Here is a 19,402-nt window from a genome sequence, read left to right as displayed (position 1 = left end):
TTTCTTGCATGGCGTTTCGTTCAGTTTTCAAAGATCGATTTGTTTCTTTCAATGTCGTTTTCAGCGACTTTATTAATGTAACACATTAACTTGTCAGAAGTCAACATCTTTTTTTAATTCGTTTTTGTGTCGGCCGTTTGTTATCGGCGACCTTTATAACTATACAGCCCGAACTACTATTTTGCAATAGGTTTTTTAAAATTAATTCGTATCTTTTTTTAATATCCTCCTATACTTCGATACATCAGTAGCTGAAGCTGTTCTTTTATAGATACCTAAGAGCAGGAGGTAGCGCTCTTCCATCGCTCGTTTAACAATTTTCTCTAATCGATGATCATCAAGACTCATCAGCATTTCTTCCATCTCCCGCTTAAGGAGATACTCTATTTCTTTGCCTTCTTTTTCACTCAATAGAAATCCGATCATGTAATACCCTCCTTTCAAACCATTATGACCAACCTTCCTACCCTTTATGAGTTGGCAAAAAGACTTTGTACATAGTTGTTTACTATAGCGCATATGAATGGGACAAAGGAGGTGCGAAATGAAGTTTTTTTGGGTGTGGAGAGGAAAAAGAATCAAACAGAGCATGGTTATTATAGCAGCTGCTTTTTTTGCGGCACTCATTCTATTTGTTGAAGGAAGAGATCTTGCTGTCTTTACTTCAAACGGGACACCATTGGCAGTGGATCAAGTAAAGAGCCAAGGTAAGCAGCTGGCATTGACCTTTGATATTAGCTGGGGAGAGACAAAGGCGTTACCTATACTTGAAGAACTTAACAAACAAAACATATCAGCTTCTTTCTTCATCTCTGGAGCTTGGGCAGAACGACATCCGGAAATTGTAGAACAAATTGTTAAAGGCGGTCATGAAATCGGGAGCCTTGGTTATCGCTATGAGAATTATACCTCGATGGAAGATATAGAAATAAGAAAAGATATCATTCGTGCTCAAGAAGCGATAAAAAAAGTGTCAGGTGTGCAAACAGAGTTCATAAGGCCACCGAATGGTAATTTTAATAAGAGAGTGCTGGAGGTTTCTAATAAACTTAATCATACTGTCATTCACTGGAGTTTAGATTCTAACGATTGGAAAAACCCCGGAGCATCAGAAATTATTACTAATGTAGTAAAGGAAGCACATTCTGGAGATATCATCCTTCTCCATGCATCCGACTCAGCGAAACAAACGAGTGCCGCTCTACCAGAACTGATCTCTCAACTCAAAAAGAAAGGCTATGAACTCGTCACAGTGAATGAATTAATATCGAATGCGAATATAAATAGTAAAGAAGTAAAATAAAGCAGCCCTGCTACTTACGCAGAGCTGCTTTATTTACGTGTTCTTCGTTTCAGTAATTCGATGTAATGTAAGGATCTGCCATACGTTACTCGTTAATAACGGAATGAAGATTAACCAGACCCACTTCTGATCGTCACTTTGCAAACCTGGAATCCATTCTAAGATCGTTACGACGACAATAAAGAATAGAGCCGGAATAAAAGCATGTTTATTGGTTTCTTTACTCTTGATGTAAGCCGTGCCAAGACCGACCACCAATAGAAGAAGTGCTACCCCAATGTATCCCAATAAACTATCTCCTGGTTCTGCAAAGATAACGTAACGGAAATAAACGAGGTCAAATAGCGCGACCGCTATCAGTACGAGCTGTATGGTATTCCACAGTTTGACCGATTTAAAAATCCCAAGACCGAAACGGTGAATTGTTAAGTATGCGAAAAACCCCATCTGACTAATCAAACTAAAGATACTGGATACACCTAAGAGCCAGAGCATAACGATCAAGAACGAAACAAACTCTCCATTCTTAAGATCATCCCAATATTGCGTCCACTCCATAGCCAGTCCAGCAATCATACCTGCTGTTGAGCCAATCAGAAGGGTTGAAAAGAATAAGTAAACAAGATTTCTTGTCTTCACATTCAAGCCCCCGATATTAATAATGTTCCTTCTCTGTAGAATTGTACCAATGCCTTATACAAATTACCACCTTTCCTTTAACCTACGCGTATAATTTCAAAAAATCGCCTAATATTAAGGATAAGACTATCCTGAAAGGAGGATAAGCGATATGAGTTCACGATTGAATCTGCTTACTATCGGGTTAGCATTCCTTCTGATTACAGCCGGGTGTGCTTCAGGAGCTGCAGAGGGTTCTGAAGCAAACTATGAAGAAACTAAGAAAATGCTTGTGGATTTATTGAAGACAGATGATGGAAAAAAAGCCATCCAGGAAGTTATGTCAGATGAAGAAATGAAACAGCAGCTTGTAATGGAACAACCCTTTGTAAAAGAAACCATTCAAAAAGTACTGACTTCAGAAGAAGGAAAGAAATACTGGCAAGAGTTGCTTAAAGATCCTAAGTTCGTTGAAAACTTTGCAAAAAACATTCAAAGTGAAAACGAAAAACTCTTTAAATCACTCATGAGTGATCCAGAGTTTCAAGAAAAGATGATGGATTTGCTTCAAGATCCTGAAATGGAGAAACACTACCTCCAACTTCTTGAGAGTAACCAATCAAGAAAACAAATAAAAGAACTGATTACTGAAACGTTAGATAGTCCTTTGTTCCAGGCAAAAATACAAGAAATCTTGATGAAAGCAAGCGAAGAACAAAGCAAGGAATCTGAAGGCGGCAAAGAGGGCGAAGGTGAAGACGAGAAAAGCAAAGAAAAAGGCGGCAGCGAAGAATCAGGTGGACAGGAATAAAGAAAAAGGACATGCCTCGCATGTCCTTTTGAATGTTACTCCGTTTTGGTAATGATCTCTTTTGCTATTTCTAAATATTGCTTTCCAATTGGGTGGTCCGTTTGGTAAATAGATGGCGCAAAGTCTTCTTCATCATAATCAGGTTGTCCTAAAGGAAGCTTCCCAAGTAAATCGGTGGATAGTTCTGAAGCGAGCTTCTCTCCGCCTCCCTGACCAAATACATATTCTTTCTCACCAGTTACTTTACTTTCAAAGTAAGCCATGTTTTCGACTACTCCAAGAACTTCATGCTTTGTTTTCAAAGCCATCGCACCCGCTCTAGCCGCTACAAAAGCTGCCGTTGCATGTGGAGTTGTTACGATGATCTCTTTCGAAGCAGGTAACATCGTGTGGACATCTAATGCTACGTCCCCTGTACCTGGCGGAAGGTCAAGAAGTAGATAATCAAGCTCTCCCCACTCTACTTCACTAAAGAAGTTATTGAGCATTTTCCCAAGCATAGGTCCGCGCCAGATGACAGGGGCATTATCTTCAACGAAGAACGCCATCGACATTACCTTCACGCCAAAACGTTCTACCGGATAGATTTTCTCCGATACGACCTTTGGACGCGTTTCAATGCCCATCATATCTGGAACGCTAAACCCATAAATATCTGCATCGATGACGCCGACTTTCTTACCCAATCTCGCTAGTGATGTTGCAAGGTTAACCGTTACAGTCGATTTCCCAACCCCACCTTTACCACTAGCTACAGCGATAAACTGTGTTTTGCTTTCAGGAGATAACAAAGGAGGTAAATCAGGATTTGCAGACGCGCCTTCAGGTAACTCATCATCTGCTAGCTGTTCAAAACGTAACCCTACTGACTCTGCGCCAGCTCCTTTAAGAATATTTACGATTTCTTGCTGCACCTTCATTTGTTCAGCATTTTCAGTTTGAGCAAGTGCTACTTTGACACTTACATAGCCTTCCTTCGTTTTCACATCACGAATTGTAATACTTTTATGTAAGATAGGATCTTGCACCTTATTTAATAATTCAACGACCTGATCTTTCGTTAACATTGGGGCACCACCTTCTTTGAATTCGATTACATTGCTAGTATAACATATGTTCTCAGGCATTCAGAGAGTAGCGTTTCGGTGCTTTTTAAATAAAAAAACCAGCACCTATTCTTCAGGTACTGGTTCGTTTGTTGAAAATCTAATGATGCCTTGATAAATCGAAGCAGCGACTTTGTTTTGGTACGTCTCCGTTTTTAGTAATTCTCGCTCGGTTGGATTCGATAAAAAGCCCACTTCTACGAGTGATCCCGTTATGTCTGCCTCTCTTAATAAATAAACACTATCTAAGTTCTTAGCAAGTCGGTTTGTGTTCTCAAGGTTTCGCTTTATTTCGGACTGAATAAAGCGAGAGAGGGCTTTACTATCTTCATTCGCAGGATTATAAAACGTTTGTGCACCGCTCCACTTTGAAGAAGGGATCGCATTAAGATGTATGCTTATGAACATATCATTGCTTGAATCATTGATTATTTCAACGCGCTTTCTAAGATCTTCAGCCTTCCTGTTGCTAAGTCCCCTTGTTCCTTCAGACGCTAAATCTGTATCTGTCTCACGCGTCATGATGACGAGTGCACCTGCTTCTTGCAAATAATCTCGTAGCTTTAATGAGATGTCTAATGAAATATCTTTTTCAACAACGTTGTTCCCTACCGCTCCACCATCAGGACCGCCGTGTCCTGGATCGATCACGATGACTTGACCAGATAACGGCAAGTGCCAGGCATCCCATGAATGGTCGATGGCAAACTTATAATTGATGATAAAAAGTAAAACGAGAACACCCGCTGCAACACCTAGCCGCTTCCACCATTTCTTCATACTGTTCCAACACCGCCCTTCTCCCTGTCCTATTTTTATTTATATGGGACGAGTGAAGGAAATAGTATTGAATTGCTTTAAGAAGTTAGTGAAGGCGAAGACGCCGTCTCATAACCCCTTTTTCATAGCCCTTCTTCCACCAATTTGAAACGAATACGTCACATGCGATCTGAAGGGAGTCTTCATATCCACTGCTTGAACGCCAGAAGGTCCAATACTCAAAAAGCGCTTCGATTAAAGCCTTCTCTAGCAAGAAACACCTCTCCTGAACCTTTCTCATCGGCTCTCCATGACTTGAAAACTTACTGTATTCTGCTCCGAGTAAGTATGCCTCGATCGCAATATCGATACACACGTTTTCTACATCACCTTTATAAATAACCGCATCAGAAAAGAACGGGGAAAACATTTCTTTTATATCCTCAGTTAGTTCAGTAAGGGACACCTCTGTCAAAATACGCCGCTCAAATTCGATCCGTTTGTGTCTCTGTCTTTCTTTAAATACTGTAATTACATTATCCAAGTCATTCACCCTCTCTCTGTTCTTTACCATTTAGTGTCCAACGAGCGAGAGAGAGTATTCGGAAATGCTACTGGTAATTCATTCAGGCAATTTGGAATAACTACCTTCGTATGTGAATTGGGTGAACGCAAAAAACCTCCGGCAAACGAATGCCAGAGGTTTTTGAGTAAAGATATTAACGCTTTGAGAACTGAGGTGCACGACGTGCTGCTTTAAGACCGTATTTCTTACGTTCTTTCATACGAGCATCACGAGTTAGGAATCCAGCGCGCTTAAGAGTTCCGCGGTATTCTGGATCAGCTTCAAGAAGTGCACGAGCAATTCCGTGACGGATTGCGCCAGCTTGTCCTGTGAAGCCGCCACCTTTAACGTTTACGAAGATATCGTAAGTGCCTTCAGTGCCAGTTTCAACTAGTGGCTGCTTAGAGATAAGTTTAAGTGTTTCAAGGTCAAAATAGTTGTCTAGTTCACGACCGTTAACTACCATGCGTCCGTTACCAGGAAGTAGACGTACGCGAGCTACAGAGTTTTTACGTCGGCCAGTGCCGTTGTATTGTACTTGTGCCAAAATGGGTCCCTCCTTCTATTATCCTCTTAGTTCGTATTTTTCAGGCTTTTGTGCTTGATGGTTGTGCTCGCTTCCAGCATATACGTGAAGCTTTTTAGCCATCTGGCGTCCAAGGCTATTCTTTGGAAGCATACCTTTGATCGCAATTTCAAGCATTTGCTCAGAACGCTTAGTACGCATTTCAAGAGCAGTTCTAGATTTCAAACCACCTGGGTGTCCGCTGTGACGGTAGTACATCTTGTCAGTAAGCTTCTTACCAGTAAGTTCGATTTTCTCAGCGTTAAGGATGATCACGTGATCACCAGTGTCAACGTGAGGTGTAAATGTTGGTTTATTCTTTCCGCGTAGGATCGCTGCTACTTCACTTGCAAGACGGCCAAGTGTTTGACCTTCAGCATCAACGACATACCATTTGCGTTCTACTTCGTGGCCTTTTGCCATAAATGTCGTACGCATGAGTTTCCCTCCTAAAATCATTCCATGTATTTTAAAAACTGCCTAAAATTATTTGTCGGTTGTCAGTTAGATTTCTAAATCCGGGGCTAGTGGATGTAGAAATACCAAAGAATATCTTATAACAAACAAGGGCAAATGTCAAGGTTATTTAAATCAATAACTTCTTAATTACGATGATACACTTCCCATAAATAAAGTCCTTGTGGAGAAGCGGTTTTTCCAGCTGCGTCGCGGTTCTTTGCCTTTAAGATCTCAACCACTTCTTCTGTGCCTCTTTCGCCTCTTCCTACCTCTAAGAGGGTACCTGTTAAGATACGTACCATATTGTATAAAAAGCCGTTTCCTTCAAATAGGAACGTGATTTCGTTGTTCACTAATTCGATCTCAATCTTGTATAGTTCACGAACTTTATCTTTGACTTCGGATCGTGCTGAACAGAACGAAGTAAAGTCATGTTCACCGATAAGCAGTGCTGCAGCCTCTTTCATTGCCGACACATTAAGAGTACGTGGCTCGTGCAGAACAAAGTTCCTCCGGAAAACGTTGGGTGTTGCGTGATTATCAACACGATAAACATAAGACTTCCGTACAACATCGTACCTGGCATGGAACGTAGAGGAGACCTCATCAGCTTCGAGAACTCTCACATCGCTTGGAAGGAGTGTGTTCAATGCTTTCGGCCACCGGTCTAGCGGAATAGCGAGGTCTGTATCGAAGTGCACGACTTGCCCCGCTGCATGGACACCAGCATCCGTTCTCCCTGAACCCGTTACGTGCACGGTCTTACCTTTATGAACCTTCTGCAGTGCTCGTTGCAGTTCTTCTTGAACTGTACGTCCGTTAGGCTGAATCTGATAACCGTTAAAAGCTGTTCCGTCATATGAAACCTTTAGTTTTATCCTAGTCATCCTATCCTCCTAGCTCCTTAACAAAATCAAAGCAGTTGTGAGCAACAGAAGGAATACGAACAATAGACTATCCTTTGCATCCCATTTTAACAAGCGGATACTCGTTCTTCCTTCACCGCCTCGATATCCTCGTGCTTCCATCGCCATCGCAAGGTCCTCTGCACGCTTAAACGCACTAACAAACAAAGGAACGAGTAAAGGTACGATACTTTTAAGCCTCTCCTTGATCGGACCTGTAGAGAACTGCGCACCTCGTGCAGCCTGCGCCTTCATGATTTTCTCCGTCTCTTCAAGAAGTGTCGGAATGAAACGAAGCGCAATCGACATCATGAGCGCAAATTCATGGACTGGAAGACCAAATCGTTTAAATGGTCCAAGAAGGGTTTCAAGTCCTACCGTTATATCGATAGGTGTTGTCGTTAATGTGAGGAGGGAGGTGATCATAATGAGAAACAAGAGTCTCATGGAAATGAATACCCCCTGCTCAACGCCTCCCTGGTACACCTCGATAAATCCTAGACTGAAAAGCAGTGGGCCCTCTTTTGTTAAAAACACATGAAGAAGAAAGGTTAGTATGATGATCAATAGAATTGGCTTTAATCCATTATAGATAAACCGGATTGGAATGCGCGATACCGCAATCGCACTCAACGTGAACGCGCCGAGTAGTGCATATGAAACCCAGTTATTTGCAAGAAAGACAATAATGACGAACAAAAACGTTGTTAATAGTTTCGCTCTGGGATCAAGGTTATGAACATATGATTTTCCAGGTACATATTGACCAATAATAATGTTTTGCATCATGAGCGCTCCTCCTTTCTAAGAAGGGAGACAGCCGCTTCAACCGTTTCTTCTACCGTGAAAACACTCTTTGGAAGACTCGTACCAAACCGCGTTTCAAGACGGTGAATAAACTGCATCGTCTCAGGAACATCTAGGCTTAGAGCTGTAAGAGCATCTGCATCACTGAAGACCTCTACAGGCGTACCTTGAAGAGCAACCGTGCCTTTTTCCATGATGACGATTTGGTCAGAATAACGTGCTGCATCTTCCATGCTGTGAGTCACGAGAATCGTAGTAAGGTTCTCTTCATTATGCAGTCGATAAAACAACTCCATGATCTCTTTTCTACCACGTGGGTCGAGACCTGCAGTTGGCTCATCGAGAATAAGGATAGAAGGTTTCATCGCAAGCACACCTGCGATCGCTACTCTCCTCATCTGACCTCCACTTAAGTCAAAGGGTGAACGCTGCAAAAAGGACTGATCTAGTCCAACAAGGTCAATCAGATGTGCAGCGCGCTTCTTTGCTTCATCTTCTGCTACTCCAAAATTCATTGGACCAAAAATAATGTCTTTTTCAATTGTTTCCTCAAATAATTGATGTTCTGGGTACTGAAAAACAACACCCACATGTTTTCTCAAGTCTTTGAGACGCTTTTCCTTTTCTCCCGATTTAATATGGAACTCTCCGATTTGGATACTTCCTGCAGTGGGTTTCAATAGTCCATTTAAATGTTGAATGAGAGTGGACTTTCCTGAACCTGTATGTCCAATAATGGAGAGAAACGTCCCTTGCTTTATAGAAAGGTCTACATCTTTTAATGCGATCCTTTCAAACGGTGTGCCTTTACTATATAAATGTTCTAAATCTTTGATTGTAATGTCCATATCTCGTCTACCAGTTCCTCCTGTGATAGTGTGAGCGATTCAAGAGGAAACCCTCTCTCCTTCAATGCACGGTGCACCTGCAAAGGAAATGGCAAATCAAGACCGATTTCCTCTAGCATATCCCCTTTTTGAAAGATGTCTTTCGGAAGTCCTTCATCAATGACCTCACCCTTATTCATCACAATCATTCGATCTGCTTTTGCAGCCTCTTCAAGATCGTGTGTGATCGAGATTACAGTCATTCCTTCTTCCTCTTTCAACTCTCTCATCGTTTCTAGCACTTCTTTTCTTCCTGCAGGGTCAAGCATCGAAGTAGCTTCATCGAGAATAACGATCGATGGCCGTAAAGCCACAATACCAGCTATCGCTACCCTTTGCTTTTGCCCACCTGATAAACGATGAGGCTCCTGGTCCATGTATTCTTCCATCTTCACTCTCTTGATACTCTCGGTGATGCGTTCAATCATCTCACCTCGTGGAACACCATTGTTCTCAAGACCAAATGCTACGTCATCCCTTACTGAAGTACCAACGAATTGATTATCTGGGTTCTGAAAAACGATACCAACTCTTCTTCTTACTTCCCAAATACTTTCCTCATCTCTACTATTGTATCCTTCGACAAGAACGTCACCCTTCTCAGGCTGTAACAAGCCATTCAGGTGTCTGGCTAACGTAGATTTTCCTGAGCCGTTATGACCTACGATCGCAAGCCACTCACCTTTCTGAACAGTTAATGAAACGTTATTAAGCACGTATGGCTGCTCTTCTTGATAACGAAATGATACGTTTTGAACGGATATTAAATCGCTCATATTCGTTCCTCCTGACTCTATGTCTCTGCTAGTATAACCAACTCTATACGTATGCTGGTGCGAAAAAATGGCGGGTTTTTTACACCGCCACTTTTTCCTATCAGCATAAGATACCCTTCACTAGAAGCAATACCTTCTAAGGTGTTAGTAAAAAAAGCCTGGCGTCTGCCAGGCTTTCATAATGGCAACCAGCATGCTACCACTCTTTTAAAACATTATCGTGCGAATTAAAAAAAACGCACTAAAAAAGGGCATAGAATCAGTATCCATAGTCGAGATCCTGTCCCGCCCTTTTTAATAAAGTGCGATTTAGACTAGCTCAATGATGACCATTTCAGCACCGTCACCGCGGCGAGGTCCAAGTTTGCGGATACGAGTGTAACCACCTTGGCGCTCTGCATAACGAGTAGCGATATCGCTGAATAGTTTTTGTAGTGCGTCTTGGCCAGTTTCTTTGTCCGCGATTTCGTTACGTACGAAAGAAGCTGCTTGACGGCGAGCGTGAAGATCACCGCGCTTACCAAGTGTAATCATTTTGTCGATGAAAGAACGAAGCTCTTTTGCTTTCGATTCTGTAGTTTCAATACGTTCATTAATGATCAAATCTGTAACAAGGTCACGGAATAACGCTTTACGCGTATCACTTGTACGACCTAACTTTTGGTATGCCATGAAGTATTCCCTCCTTTGTTGTTTCTTAGATCAACAACTTTGTATATCTATTCTTCGTTGCGTAGTCCAAGTCCAAGCTCTTCAAGCTTCTCTTGAACCTCTTCTAAAGATTTACGTCCTAGGTTACGAACTTTCATCATGTCTTCTTCAGACTTATGAGTAAGCTCCTGGACAGTATTAATGCCAGCACGTTTCAGGCAGTTATATGAGCGAACTGAGAGATCGAGCTCTTCGATTGTCATCTCAAGCACTTTCTCTTTTTGGTCCTCTTCTTTTTCGACCATGATTTCAGCATTTTGAGCCTGATCGGTTAAGCCAACAAAAATGTTTAAATGTTCATTTAAAATCTTTGCACCTAACGATACCGCTTCTTCAGGTCGAATGCTTCCATCTGTCCAAACGTCGAGGGTTAGTTTGTCATAGTTTGTTACCTGGCCGACACGAGTGTTTTCAACCTGGTAGTTCACACGAGAAACAGGAGTGAAGATCGAGTCAACTGGAATTACACCAATTGGCTGTTCATCATTCTTGTTTCCTTCCGCTTGTACATAACCTCTTCCACGAATTGCAGTAATTCTCATATGGAAGCGAGCACTTGCAGAAAGGGTAGCAATATGAAGGTCAGGGTTTAAGATCTCCACGTCGCTGTCATGAGTAATATCACCAGCTGTTACCGTTCCAGGGCCCTGCACATCAACTACTAATGTTTTCTCTTCTTCAGAGTAGATTTTCATTGCTAGCTTCTTAAGATTGAGAATAATAGTAGTTACATCTTCGTGTACACCTTCAATTGTAGAGAACTCATGGAGTACTCCTTCAATTTGCACGGATGTCACAGCGGCACCAGGAAGTGATGATAACAAGATACGACGTAGGGAGTTCCCTAGTGTAGTTCCATAACCACGTTCTAATGGTTCTACAACAAACTTTCCGTATTTAGCATCCTCGTTGATAGCTACCGCTTCAATTTTTGGCTTTTCGATTTCGATCATCCAACAAACCCTCCTTCAAAACGTCGAACTTCGGTTAGACATTGTGTCTAACCGAATAATCCCTTTAGGCGGTTCCATTACCAACAACCTAATTATGATTCGTCAACCGTCAACAATTTATACATTATCATTATTGACATGTTCAATAATTGTATACCGATAGATTGAATCTTTCTATAAGAGATTTTTCAAAACCAGGCATTCACCCTAAGGGAACATCTACGTTTGAATTCTCTATTAATTATACTCTACGACGTTTTGGCGGACGGCAACCGTTGTGAGGTACTGGAGTTACGTCACGGATGGAAGTAACCTCTAGACCTACAGCTTGAAGCGCACGAATAGCAGCTTCACGACCAGCACCAGGGCCTTTAACGGAAACTTCGATCGTCTTCATGCCATGCTCTTGAGCTGTCTTACCAGCTGTTTCAGCAGCCATTTGAGCTGCGAATGGAGTAGACTTACGAGAACCTTTGAAGCCCATGTTCCCAGAAGTAGCCCATGATACAGCATTTCCGTGAGTGTCAGTAATAGTTACGATTGTGTTATTGAAAGTAGAACGAATGTGAGCTACTCCACTCTCAATATTCTTTTTGACACGCTTTTTACGTGTATTAGCTTTACGTTGTTTAGCCATTTGTTAGTTTACCTCCCTTACTTCTTCTTGTTTGCTACTGTACGGCGAGGGCCTTTACGAGTACGAGAGTTGTTCTTCGTATGTTGGCCTCGGACAGGAAGACCGCGACGGTGGCGAATACCACGATATGAACCGATCTCGATTAGACGCTTAATGTTAAGGGAAACTTCACGACGAAGGTCACCTTCAACTTTAATCTTGTCTACCTCTTCACGGATTTTTCCGAGTTCTTCTTCAGTCAAGTCGCGAACGCGTGTATCTTCAGATACACCAGCATCAACTAGGACTTGTTTAGCAGTAGTTTTACCGATTCCATATACGTAAGTCAACGCGATTACGATGCGCTTTTCGCGTGGAACATCAATACCAGCAATACGTGCCATTACGTTGCACCTCCTTATATATTAACCTTGTTTTTGCTTGTGTTTAGGGTTATCACAGATAACCATTACTTTACCTTTACGGCGAATAACTTTACATTTTTCACAAATTGGTTTTACTGATGGTCTTACCTTCATTGTTTTTTACCCTCCTTGTATTCGGAGATTAACTTTTTATTTATATCGATACGTGATTCGACCACGTGATAAGTCATATGGAGAAAGCTCAACAGTTACTTTGTCGCCTGGCAAAATACGAATATAATGCATGCGTATCTTCCCGGATACGTGAGCAAGGATCTTATGACCGTTTTCGAGTTCTACTCGAAACATTGCATTCGGTAGAGGTTCGATAACTGTGCCTTCCATTTCAATAACATCTTCCTTAGCCATCTACTTGCTCTCCCTCCTTTAAATCAATGACATATTCATTCATATACTTTGAGATCGCGAAACGCAGCTTGCCATTTGTGACACGGCTAGTTTCCTCAAGACTTCGCTTTACCTCAGGGGATACATAATTCGTTAGCACCAGGTGTGCGAGGTTCTTTCGCTTTGGACGATCAAATTTTCGTTTGTCGCCATCTGCGATGAAAACATAACGATCATCTATCAATTCAACAATCACGCTATATTGTTCAGCGTCTCTTCCCCGTTTGTTCCGCACGATCCGACCGATCTCGGGCACGGTTTCCGACTCTTTCAAGAACCATCACCTTCACTTAGGCCTTTGTTAAAATTTCATATCCTTCTTCTGTAACAGTAAAAGTATGCTCAAAGTGAGCACATTTTTTACCGTCAGTTGTTACTACAGTCCAGTTATCTGAAAGCGTCCGAACATACCGAGAGCCCATATTCACCATCGGCTCAACCGCAAGGACCATGCCTTGTTTGAGCCTAGGTCCTTTTCCTGGAGGACCATAATGAGGAATTTGAGGATCTTCATGAAGGTCCTGTCCTACACCATGACCAACATATTCTCGTACGATCGAAAAACCTTCAGCTTCCGCATACGTTTGAATTGCATGAGAAATGTCGGAAAGTCTTTTCCCGATTTTCGCCTCAGCCAATCCTTTATATAACGATTCCTCGGTAACTTTTAACAACCGTTCGTCTTCTTCTGAGATAGTGCCAACAGGATAGGTCCAGGCTGAATCGCCATGATAACCTTTATATTTAGCACCGATATCGATGCTAATAATATCTCCCTCCGCCAACACGCGATCTCCTGGAATACCATGTACCAGCTCTTCGTTTACAGAAGCGCAGATACTTCCAGTAAATCCATTGTAACCCTTAAAGGAAGGAATTGCATCAAGCTGACGAATAAACCGATCGGCAATCGTATCCAGCTCTTTTGTCGTAACTCCAGGCTTAATGTGCTTCTGCAGTTCTTGATGCGTTAATGCGACAATTTTGCCCGCCTCTCGCATGATATCAAGTTCGCGAGGAGTCTTGCAAATAATCATTACGACAACCCTCCGAGGAGTTGATCGATGTCTTCAAACACCACATTGATGTCTTTGTTGCCGTCAATGGTTTTTAGATAGCCTTTGCCTTCATAAAAGGTCAACAACGGTTGCTGTTGCTGCTTGTTGACATCGAGGCGTGTGCGTACAGTTTCTTCTTTATCATCATCTCGCTGATAAAGTTCTCCTCCGCACTTATCACAGACTCCTTCTTCCGTTGGAGGATTGAAGATCGCATGATAAGTTGCTCCACAGTTCTTACAAACACGACGCCCAGTCAACCTCTTCATAAGTTGATCTTCTTCAACAGCGATGTTAACAACATAATCTAGTTGTTTATCCATATCGGAGAGGATCTTCTCAAGAGCTTCTGCCTGAGCTACTGTTCTTGGGAAACCATCAAGGAGAAAACCTTTTTCGCAATCATCTTTTCCTAAACGGTCTCGTACTATACCAATCGTTACTTCATCGGGTACGAGATTTCCGGAATCCATGTACTCTTTTGCTTTTATACCAAGAGGTGTTCCTTCTTTAATCGCTGCTCGGAACATATCTCCTGTTGAGATATGAGGGATGCCATACTTTTCGACAATCTTTTCTGCCTGGGTTCCTTTTCCGACACCCGGGAGCCCCATTAATACTAGATTCATCTAATCCCTCCATACGTCACCCAATCGAGGATGAAGGAGGGGAAGAAAGTTCTTCCCAGTTTATCCTCAAGATTTAATAAAGCCTTTATAATGACGTTTAATTAATTGACTTTCAATTTGCTTCATCGTATCAAGCGCTACCCCAACAACGATCAGCAAGCTTGTTCCGCCGATTTGCAGCGTTTGCGGCAGTCCTGCTACGGTTGTGAAAAACACCGGAATAATCGATACAACTGCAAGGAATAGAGCTCCTACAAATGTTAAACGATAGAGAATGCGTGTAATGTACGTTTCAGTAGCATTACCTGGACGGATACCAGGAATATATCCACCCTGCTTTTTCAGATTCTCTGCCATCTTCTCCGGATTCACCTGGACAAACGTATAGAAATACGTAAAGCCAATGATGAGTAACGCATACACGACCATGCCGATAGGCTGTGTGTAATCAAAGATTCTGACGATCCAATCTGTTACCGAATTACTTCCGAACAGTCTTGCAACTGTTGGAGGAGTAATGATAAGTGAAATTGCAAAGATAACTGGAATAACACCTGCTGCATTTACCTTGATCGGTAAGTGTGTTGATTGACCGCCAACTTGTCTGCGGTTAACAGTACGCTTAGCGTATTGGATAGGAATCTTACGTAGACCTTGCTGTACAAAGATAACAGCTACGACGATCGCTAATGCTGCTAGAGCAATAATAGCAAGTGTAACAATGTTAATGAACAGCTCATCCTGCGCTCCTTCAAACATCTGTGCATACAACTGGTTAAGACCAGGAGGAATTGCAGCTACAATTCCGGCAAAGATGATGATGGAAATTCCATTACCAACGCCTTTAGCAGTAATCTGCTCGCCTAACCACATCAAAAAAGCCGTTCCGGCTGTAAGAACTAGAGCAATATTAAGGTATGTCAAGAAACCTGCATCTGAAATCAACTGGCCTCCAACCATGTTGTTGAAACCGATAGATAGCGCGATACCCTGGATAAATCCAAGACCGATCGTTCCATATCGAGTAACTTGAGTGAGCTTTTTACGTCCGGCTTCCCCCTGTTTTGACCATTCGGTAAACTTAGGGACGACATCCATCTGTAGAAGCTGCACAATGATTGAAGCAGTGATATAAGGCATGATTCCCATGGCAAAGATGGAGAAGTTTTGCAACGCTCCACCGCCAAAGGTGTTGAGTACTCCGAAGAGACTCATTTGATCTTGAAATTGTAATACTTCTCTGTTCACACCAGGAACCGGTATGAATGTTCCGATACGGAACACGACAAGCATGAGTAGCGTAAAAATGACTTTGTTTCTAATATCACCTACGCGCATAATGTTGGAGATTGCTTGGAACATTAGATCACCTCAGTATTTCCGCCTGCCGCTTCAATAGCTTCCTTAGCAGAAGCTGAGAACTTGTGGGCTTTCACGGTAAGCTTTTTCTCTAGCTTACCATTACCTAGAATCTTAATTCCAGCTTTTTCTTTGCTGACAACGCCAGTTTCTAGCAATAGCTCTGGGGATACTTCAGTTCCATCTTCAAAACGGTTTAGCGAATCAAGATTAACAATCGCGAACTCTTTACGGTTCATGTTTGTAAATCCACGTTTCGGTAGACGTTTGAAAATCGGAAGCTGTCCTCCCTCGAAACCTGGGCGTACTCCGCCGCCAGAACGAGACTTTTGACCTTTTTGACCGCGACCAGATGTTTTACCGTTACCTGTTGCAATACCGCGACCAAGTCTGTTGCGTTCTTTACGAGAACCTTCAGATGGTTTTAGTTCGTGTAGTTTCAATGTGGGCACCTCCTCAATGTATAGATTTTTTATGCATCGATTTCGTTAACAGTTACAAGGTGAGATACCTTGTTAACCATACCGCGAATAGCAGGGTTGTCGTTATGAACAACCGTTTGATGCATCTTGTTCAGTCCAAGAGTTTTTACCGTCACGCGTTGGTCTTGAGGGCGACCAATCACACTACGTGAGAGGGTGATTTCTAATTTCTTAGCCATCTGTTATCCCTCCCTTAACCTAATAGCTCTTCTACAGATTTTCCACGAAGCTTAGCAACGTCTTCCGCACGCTTGAGGTTTTCAAGGCCGTTAAGTGTTGCACGCACCATGTTAATCGGATTGTTAGATCCAAGAGACTTCGATAGAATGTCGCCTACACCAGCAAGTTCTAATACCGCACGTACAGGTCCACCAGCGATAACTCCAGTACCTTCAGAAGCTGGCTTCAATAGTACATTACCTGCTCCGAAGTGACCTGTGATTTGGTGAGGGATTGTAGTTCCAACAACAGGAACAGTGATCAAGTTCTTCTTCGCATCTTCAATAGCTTTGCGAATTGCTTCAGGAACTTCCTGCGCTTTACCAGTTCCGAAGCCAACGTGACCGTTTTTATCTCCGACTACTACGATTGCTGCAAAGCGGAAACGACGTCCACCTTTTACAACTTTCGCTACACGGTTAACGGTAACTACGCGTTCTTCAAGTTCTAGTTTGTTAGCATCAATGCTACGCATGGGTTAACCTCCTTTTTATTAAAATTTCAGTCCAGCTTCACGAGCTGCGTCTGCAAGAGCTTTAACACGTCCGTGGTATAGATACCCACCGCGGTCAAAAACCACTTCAGTATGACCTGCTTCAACAGCACGCTTTGCAATTGCTTCTCCGACTTTAGTAGCAGCCTCAGTGTTACCGCCGTTGTTAACGTCCATTCCTTGCTCCATGCTAGATGCTGATACCAAAGTTACGCCTTTAACATCATCAATAAGCTGAGCATAAATGTTCTTGTTTGAACGGAAAACGTTTAGACGAGGACGTTCAGCTGTGCCGGATACGTTACGACGAACGCGAGCGTGTCTTTTTTGACGCGCTTTGTTTTTATCGGCTTTAGTGATCATGAAATGTCACTCCTTTCCGCTAGGTTTTTACCTATTTACCAGTTTTACCTTCTTTACGACGAACATATTCGCCTTCATAACGGATACCTTTGCCTTTGTAAGGCTCTGGAAGACGTACTGAACGGATGTTAGCTGCAACAGCTCCAACACGCTCTTTATCGATACCTTTTACTACAACCTTCGTGTTTGAAGGAACTTCAACTTCGATGCCTTCTTCTGGTACGATCTCAACTGGGTGAGAGTATCCAACGTTAAGCACTAGTTTCTGACCGGATTTGTTAGCACGCCAACCAACCCCGATGATTTCAAGGCCTTTTTCAAAACCTTTAGTCACACCTTCAACCATGTTTGCGATCAGGCTGCGAGTTGTTCCGTGTAGAGCACGGTGCTCTTTATTTTCTGAAGGACGAGCAACAGTTAGCACGTTATCTTCGATAGTTACTTTAATATCGGAGTTGAACGTACGAGAAAGTTCACCTTTCGGTCCCTTTACTGTTACAACGTCGTCTTTAATATCAATTGTTACACCACTTGGGATTTCAATCGGTTTAAGTCCGACACGTGACATAATTACACCTCCATTCCGCTTTTAAGAATTACCAAACGTAAGCGAGTACTTCGCCGCCTACTTGCTGTTGACGAGCTTCTTTGTCCGTCATAATTCCTTTAGAAGTAGAAACAAGAGCGATTCCTAGGCCGCCAAGTACGCGTGGTACTTCGTCAGCTTTAGCGTAAACGCGAAGACCAGGTTTACTGATTCGCTTTAAGCCAGTGATAACGCGCTCGTTGTTAGAACCGTACTTAAGAAAGATACGGATGATGCCCTGCTTGTTGTCTTCAACGATTTCAACATCGCGTACAAAACCTTCACGCTTGAGGATTTCAGCAATGTTTCTCTTTGAATTAGATGCAGGTAATTCTAGTTTTTCGTGACGCACTGTGTTTGCGTTACGAATACGTGTAAGCATATCTGCAATTGGATCAGTCATGACCATTAGTAATTACCTCCTTCCCTATCTCGGGTTTACCAGCTAGCCTTTTTAACGCCTGGGATTTGACCTTTGTATGCAAGTTCACGGAAACAAATACGGCAAAGCTTAAATTTGCGAATAACTGAATGAGGACGTCCACAACGCTCACAACGTGTGTATTCCTGAACGTTAAACTTAGCTTGGCGCTTTTGTTTCGCGATCATTGATTTTTTCGCCACAATTTTCCCTCCTTACTTACTTTTGAAATGGCATACCTAGTTGTGTCAACATTTCACGGCTCTCTTCGTCCGTTTTAGCTGTTGTTACGATAACGATGTCCATTCCGCGCACTTTGTTTACATTATCGTAATCAATTTCAGGGAAAATCAACTGTTCTTTGATGCCTAGTGTGTAGTTACCACGGCCATCGAATGCTTTCTTAGAAACACCTCTGAAGTCACGTACACGAGGTAGTGATACAGATACTAGCTTATCTAAGAAATCATACATACGAGTGCCACGAAGTGTAACCTTCGCACCGATTGGCATACCTTCACGAAGTTTAAAACCAGCGATGGATTTTTTAGCTTTCGTGATGACAGGCTTTTGACCTGAGAGTAACTGAAGCTCTTCTACAGCCGTATCTAGAGCTTTCGGGTTCTGCACAGCGTCACCAACACCCATGTTGATTACAATTTTCTCAACTTTTGGCACTTCCATAACGGAAGAGTAATTAAATTTCTCCATAAGAGAAGGTTTTGTTTCGTTTTGATACTTTTCTTGAAGACGGTTCATCGGATAGACCTCCTTTCGCTAAAAACTACTTATCGAGTACTTCACCGGATTTTTTTGCGATACGAACTTTTTTGCCGTTTTCCTCTTTATAACCAACGCGAGTAGGTTCACCAGATTTCGGATCTAGTGCCATTACGTTAGAAACATGGACAGCTGCTTCTTGTTCAACAATTCCACCCTGTGGGTTAGCTTGAGAAGGCTTGGAATGTTTCTTAACAAGGTTAACACCTTCCACGATTACTCTATCTTTTTTCGGGTAAGCTTCAAGGATCACACCTTGCTTTCCTTTGTCCTTACCAGAGATAACTTTTACTTTATCACCTTTTTTAACGTGCATAACGTCCTGCGCACCTCCTTAC

At 42.4% G+C, this 19,402-nt stretch carries 32 protein-coding genes; 2 read left to right on the top strand and 30 right to left on the bottom strand.

The features are described 5' to 3' along the window. Positions 1–201: 201 nt before the first annotated feature. Positions 202–426, bottom strand: coding sequence for a hypothetical protein (locus tag ACXAHI_RS19880; protein ID WP_474814631.1), 225 nt, complete (start codon positions 424–426; stop codon positions 202–204). A gap of 118 nt (positions 427–544) precedes the next feature. Here ACXAHI_RS19880 and pdaB point away from each other — a divergent pair, with 118 nt between their 5' ends. Next, the gene (gene pdaB / locus ACXAHI_RS19875; protein ID WP_474850757.1) at positions 545–1,303 is read left to right on the top strand and encodes a polysaccharide deacetylase family sporulation protein PdaB; all 759 of its coding nucleotides are present in this window, start codon (positions 545–547) and stop codon (positions 1,301–1,303) included. Positions 1,304–1,336: 33 nt separating this feature from the next. Here pdaB and ACXAHI_RS19870 read toward each other — a convergent pair whose 3' ends face one another. Next, on the bottom strand, positions 1,337–1,942 hold the full coding sequence (locus ACXAHI_RS19870; RefSeq protein WP_474850755.1) for a KinB-signaling pathway activation protein: 606 nt from the start codon (positions 1,940–1,942) through the stop codon (positions 1,337–1,339). A 151-nt stretch (positions 1,943–2,093) separates the two neighbouring features. Here ACXAHI_RS19870 and gerD point away from each other — a divergent pair, with 151 nt between their 5' ends. Next, positions 2,094–2,732, top strand: a complete 639-nt coding sequence (gene gerD / locus ACXAHI_RS19865) for a spore germination lipoprotein GerD (protein ID WP_474850753.1) — start codon at positions 2,094–2,096, stop codon at positions 2,730–2,732. A 35-nt stretch (positions 2,733–2,767) separates the two neighbouring features. Here the strand turns inward: gerD and ACXAHI_RS19860 are convergent, their stop codons facing one another. The 28 genes from ACXAHI_RS19860 to rplX form a co-directional block, all read right to left on the bottom strand. Further along, complete coding sequence (locus tag ACXAHI_RS19860) at positions 2,768–3,799, bottom strand: P-loop NTPase (protein ID WP_474850751.1); 1,032 nt, start codon at positions 3,797–3,799, stop codon at positions 2,768–2,770. 105 nt (positions 3,800–3,904) lie between these two features. Continuing rightward, a complete protein-coding gene (cwlD, locus tag ACXAHI_RS19855) occupies positions 3,905–4,618 on the bottom strand; it encodes an N-acetylmuramoyl-L-alanine amidase CwlD (protein WP_474850749.1) in 714 nt (237 codons plus the stop codon). 85 nt (positions 4,619–4,703) lie between these two features. Further along, positions 4,704–5,141, bottom strand: a complete 438-nt coding sequence (locus ACXAHI_RS19850; RefSeq protein WP_474850747.1) for a DUF2521 family protein — start codon at positions 5,139–5,141, stop codon at positions 4,704–4,706. 175 nt (positions 5,142–5,316) lie between these two features. Beyond that, positions 5,317–5,709: a 30S ribosomal protein S9 gene (gene rpsI / locus ACXAHI_RS19845; protein ID WP_270182812.1), complete on the bottom strand. Its 393-nt coding sequence runs from the start codon at positions 5,707–5,709 to the stop codon at positions 5,317–5,319. An 18-nt stretch (positions 5,710–5,727) separates the two neighbouring features. Further along, positions 5,728–6,165, bottom strand: a complete 438-nt coding sequence (gene rplM / locus ACXAHI_RS19840; RefSeq protein WP_270182811.1) for a 50S ribosomal protein L13 — start codon at positions 6,163–6,165, stop codon at positions 5,728–5,730. Positions 6,166–6,329: 164 nt separating this feature from the next. Then, on the bottom strand, positions 6,330–7,073 hold the full coding sequence (truA, locus tag ACXAHI_RS19835) for a tRNA pseudouridine(38-40) synthase TruA (protein WP_474850745.1): 744 nt from the start codon (positions 7,071–7,073) through the stop codon (positions 6,330–6,332). Positions 7,074–7,082: 9 nt separating this feature from the next. After that, positions 7,083–7,880, bottom strand: coding sequence for an energy-coupling factor transporter transmembrane component T family protein (locus ACXAHI_RS19830; protein WP_474850744.1), 798 nt, complete (start codon positions 7,878–7,880; stop codon positions 7,083–7,085). Then, entirely contained in the window at positions 7,877–8,746 is an 870-nt protein-coding gene (locus ACXAHI_RS19825; RefSeq protein ID WP_474850742.1) for an energy-coupling factor ABC transporter ATP-binding protein, read from the bottom strand. Before ACXAHI_RS19825 ends, ACXAHI_RS19830 begins: the two co-directional genes overlap by 4 nt. Further along, positions 8,722–9,561: an energy-coupling factor ABC transporter ATP-binding protein gene (locus ACXAHI_RS19820; protein ID WP_474850740.1), complete on the bottom strand. Its 840-nt coding sequence runs from the start codon at positions 9,559–9,561 to the stop codon at positions 8,722–8,724. Before ACXAHI_RS19820 ends, ACXAHI_RS19825 begins: the two co-directional genes overlap by 25 nt. Positions 9,562–9,870: 309 nt before the next feature. Further along, entirely contained in the window at positions 9,871–10,233 is a 363-nt protein-coding gene (gene rplQ / locus ACXAHI_RS19815) for a 50S ribosomal protein L17 (RefSeq protein ID WP_270182806.1), read from the bottom strand. Between the two features lie 47 nt (positions 10,234–10,280). Continuing rightward, entirely contained in the window at positions 10,281–11,225 is a 945-nt protein-coding gene (locus tag ACXAHI_RS19810; RefSeq protein WP_224885182.1) for a DNA-directed RNA polymerase subunit alpha, read from the bottom strand. 241 nt (positions 11,226–11,466) lie between these two features. Next, a complete protein-coding gene (gene rpsK / locus ACXAHI_RS19805; protein WP_270182805.1) occupies positions 11,467–11,862 on the bottom strand; it encodes a 30S ribosomal protein S11 in 396 nt (131 codons plus the stop codon). Between the two features lie 17 nt (positions 11,863–11,879). Further along, positions 11,880–12,245, bottom strand: a complete 366-nt coding sequence (gene rpsM / locus ACXAHI_RS19800) for a 30S ribosomal protein S13 (protein ID WP_270182804.1) — start codon at positions 12,243–12,245, stop codon at positions 11,880–11,882. Between the two features lie 21 nt (positions 12,246–12,266). Beyond that, positions 12,267–12,380 (bottom strand): 50S ribosomal protein L36, encoded by a 114-nt coding sequence (rpmJ, locus tag ACXAHI_RS19795; protein WP_036787716.1) that lies wholly within the window; start codon positions 12,378–12,380, stop codon positions 12,267–12,269. A gap of 36 nt (positions 12,381–12,416) precedes the next feature. Next, complete coding sequence (infA, locus tag ACXAHI_RS19790) at positions 12,417–12,635, bottom strand: translation initiation factor IF-1 (protein ID WP_113808059.1); 219 nt, start codon at positions 12,633–12,635, stop codon at positions 12,417–12,419. Beyond that, complete coding sequence (locus ACXAHI_RS19785; RefSeq protein WP_474850738.1) at positions 12,628–12,948, bottom strand: KOW domain-containing RNA-binding protein; 321 nt, start codon at positions 12,946–12,948, stop codon at positions 12,628–12,630. The genes infA and ACXAHI_RS19785 overlap by 8 nt, the downstream gene beginning before the upstream one ends. A gap of 16 nt (positions 12,949–12,964) precedes the next feature. Further along, complete coding sequence (map, locus tag ACXAHI_RS19780; protein ID WP_270182802.1) at positions 12,965–13,711, bottom strand: type I methionyl aminopeptidase; 747 nt, start codon at positions 13,709–13,711, stop codon at positions 12,965–12,967. After that, a complete protein-coding gene (locus ACXAHI_RS19775; RefSeq protein WP_270182801.1) occupies positions 13,711–14,361 on the bottom strand; it encodes an adenylate kinase in 651 nt (216 codons plus the stop codon). The genes map and ACXAHI_RS19775 overlap by 1 nt, the downstream gene beginning before the upstream one ends. Before the next feature lie 66 nt (positions 14,362–14,427). After that, positions 14,428–15,723, bottom strand: a complete 1,296-nt coding sequence (secY, locus tag ACXAHI_RS19770) for a preprotein translocase subunit SecY (RefSeq protein ID WP_474850736.1) — start codon at positions 15,721–15,723, stop codon at positions 14,428–14,430. Further along, positions 15,723–16,163, bottom strand: coding sequence for a 50S ribosomal protein L15 (gene rplO / locus ACXAHI_RS19765; RefSeq protein ID WP_270182799.1), 441 nt, complete (start codon positions 16,161–16,163; stop codon positions 15,723–15,725). Before rplO ends, secY begins: the two co-directional genes overlap by 1 nt. 29 nt (positions 16,164–16,192) lie before the next feature. After that, on the bottom strand, positions 16,193–16,381 hold the full coding sequence (rpmD, locus tag ACXAHI_RS19760) for a 50S ribosomal protein L30 (protein ID WP_270182798.1): 189 nt from the start codon (positions 16,379–16,381) through the stop codon (positions 16,193–16,195). 14 nt (positions 16,382–16,395) lie between these two features. Then, on the bottom strand, positions 16,396–16,896 hold the full coding sequence (gene rpsE, locus ACXAHI_RS19755) for a 30S ribosomal protein S5 (RefSeq protein ID WP_048313339.1): 501 nt from the start codon (positions 16,894–16,896) through the stop codon (positions 16,396–16,398). Between the two features lie 18 nt (positions 16,897–16,914). Further along, a complete protein-coding gene (gene rplR, locus ACXAHI_RS19750) occupies positions 16,915–17,277 on the bottom strand; it encodes a 50S ribosomal protein L18 (RefSeq protein WP_270182797.1) in 363 nt (120 codons plus the stop codon). Between the two features lie 31 nt (positions 17,278–17,308). Continuing rightward, on the bottom strand, positions 17,309–17,845 hold the full coding sequence (gene rplF, locus ACXAHI_RS19745) for a 50S ribosomal protein L6 (protein ID WP_270182796.1): 537 nt from the start codon (positions 17,843–17,845) through the stop codon (positions 17,309–17,311). A gap of 28 nt (positions 17,846–17,873) precedes the next feature. Then, positions 17,874–18,272, bottom strand: a complete 399-nt coding sequence (rpsH, locus tag ACXAHI_RS19740) for a 30S ribosomal protein S8 (protein ID WP_224885205.1) — start codon at positions 18,270–18,272, stop codon at positions 17,874–17,876. Between the two features lie 29 nt (positions 18,273–18,301). Further along, complete coding sequence (locus ACXAHI_RS19735) at positions 18,302–18,487, bottom strand: type Z 30S ribosomal protein S14 (RefSeq protein WP_224885207.1); 186 nt, start codon at positions 18,485–18,487, stop codon at positions 18,302–18,304. Positions 18,488–18,503: 16 nt separating this feature from the next. After that, complete coding sequence (gene rplE, locus ACXAHI_RS19730) at positions 18,504–19,043, bottom strand: 50S ribosomal protein L5 (RefSeq protein WP_270182795.1); 540 nt, start codon at positions 19,041–19,043, stop codon at positions 18,504–18,506. A 25-nt stretch (positions 19,044–19,068) separates the two neighbouring features. Next, entirely contained in the window at positions 19,069–19,380 is a 312-nt protein-coding gene (rplX, locus tag ACXAHI_RS19725; RefSeq protein WP_224885211.1) for a 50S ribosomal protein L24, read from the bottom strand. Positions 19,381–19,402 lie beyond the last annotated feature (22 nt).

The sequence above is a fragment of the Anaerobacillus sp. ABD4_527 genome, assembly GCF_056160805.1.
This window is presented reverse-complemented; position numbering and strand designations above follow the sequence as displayed.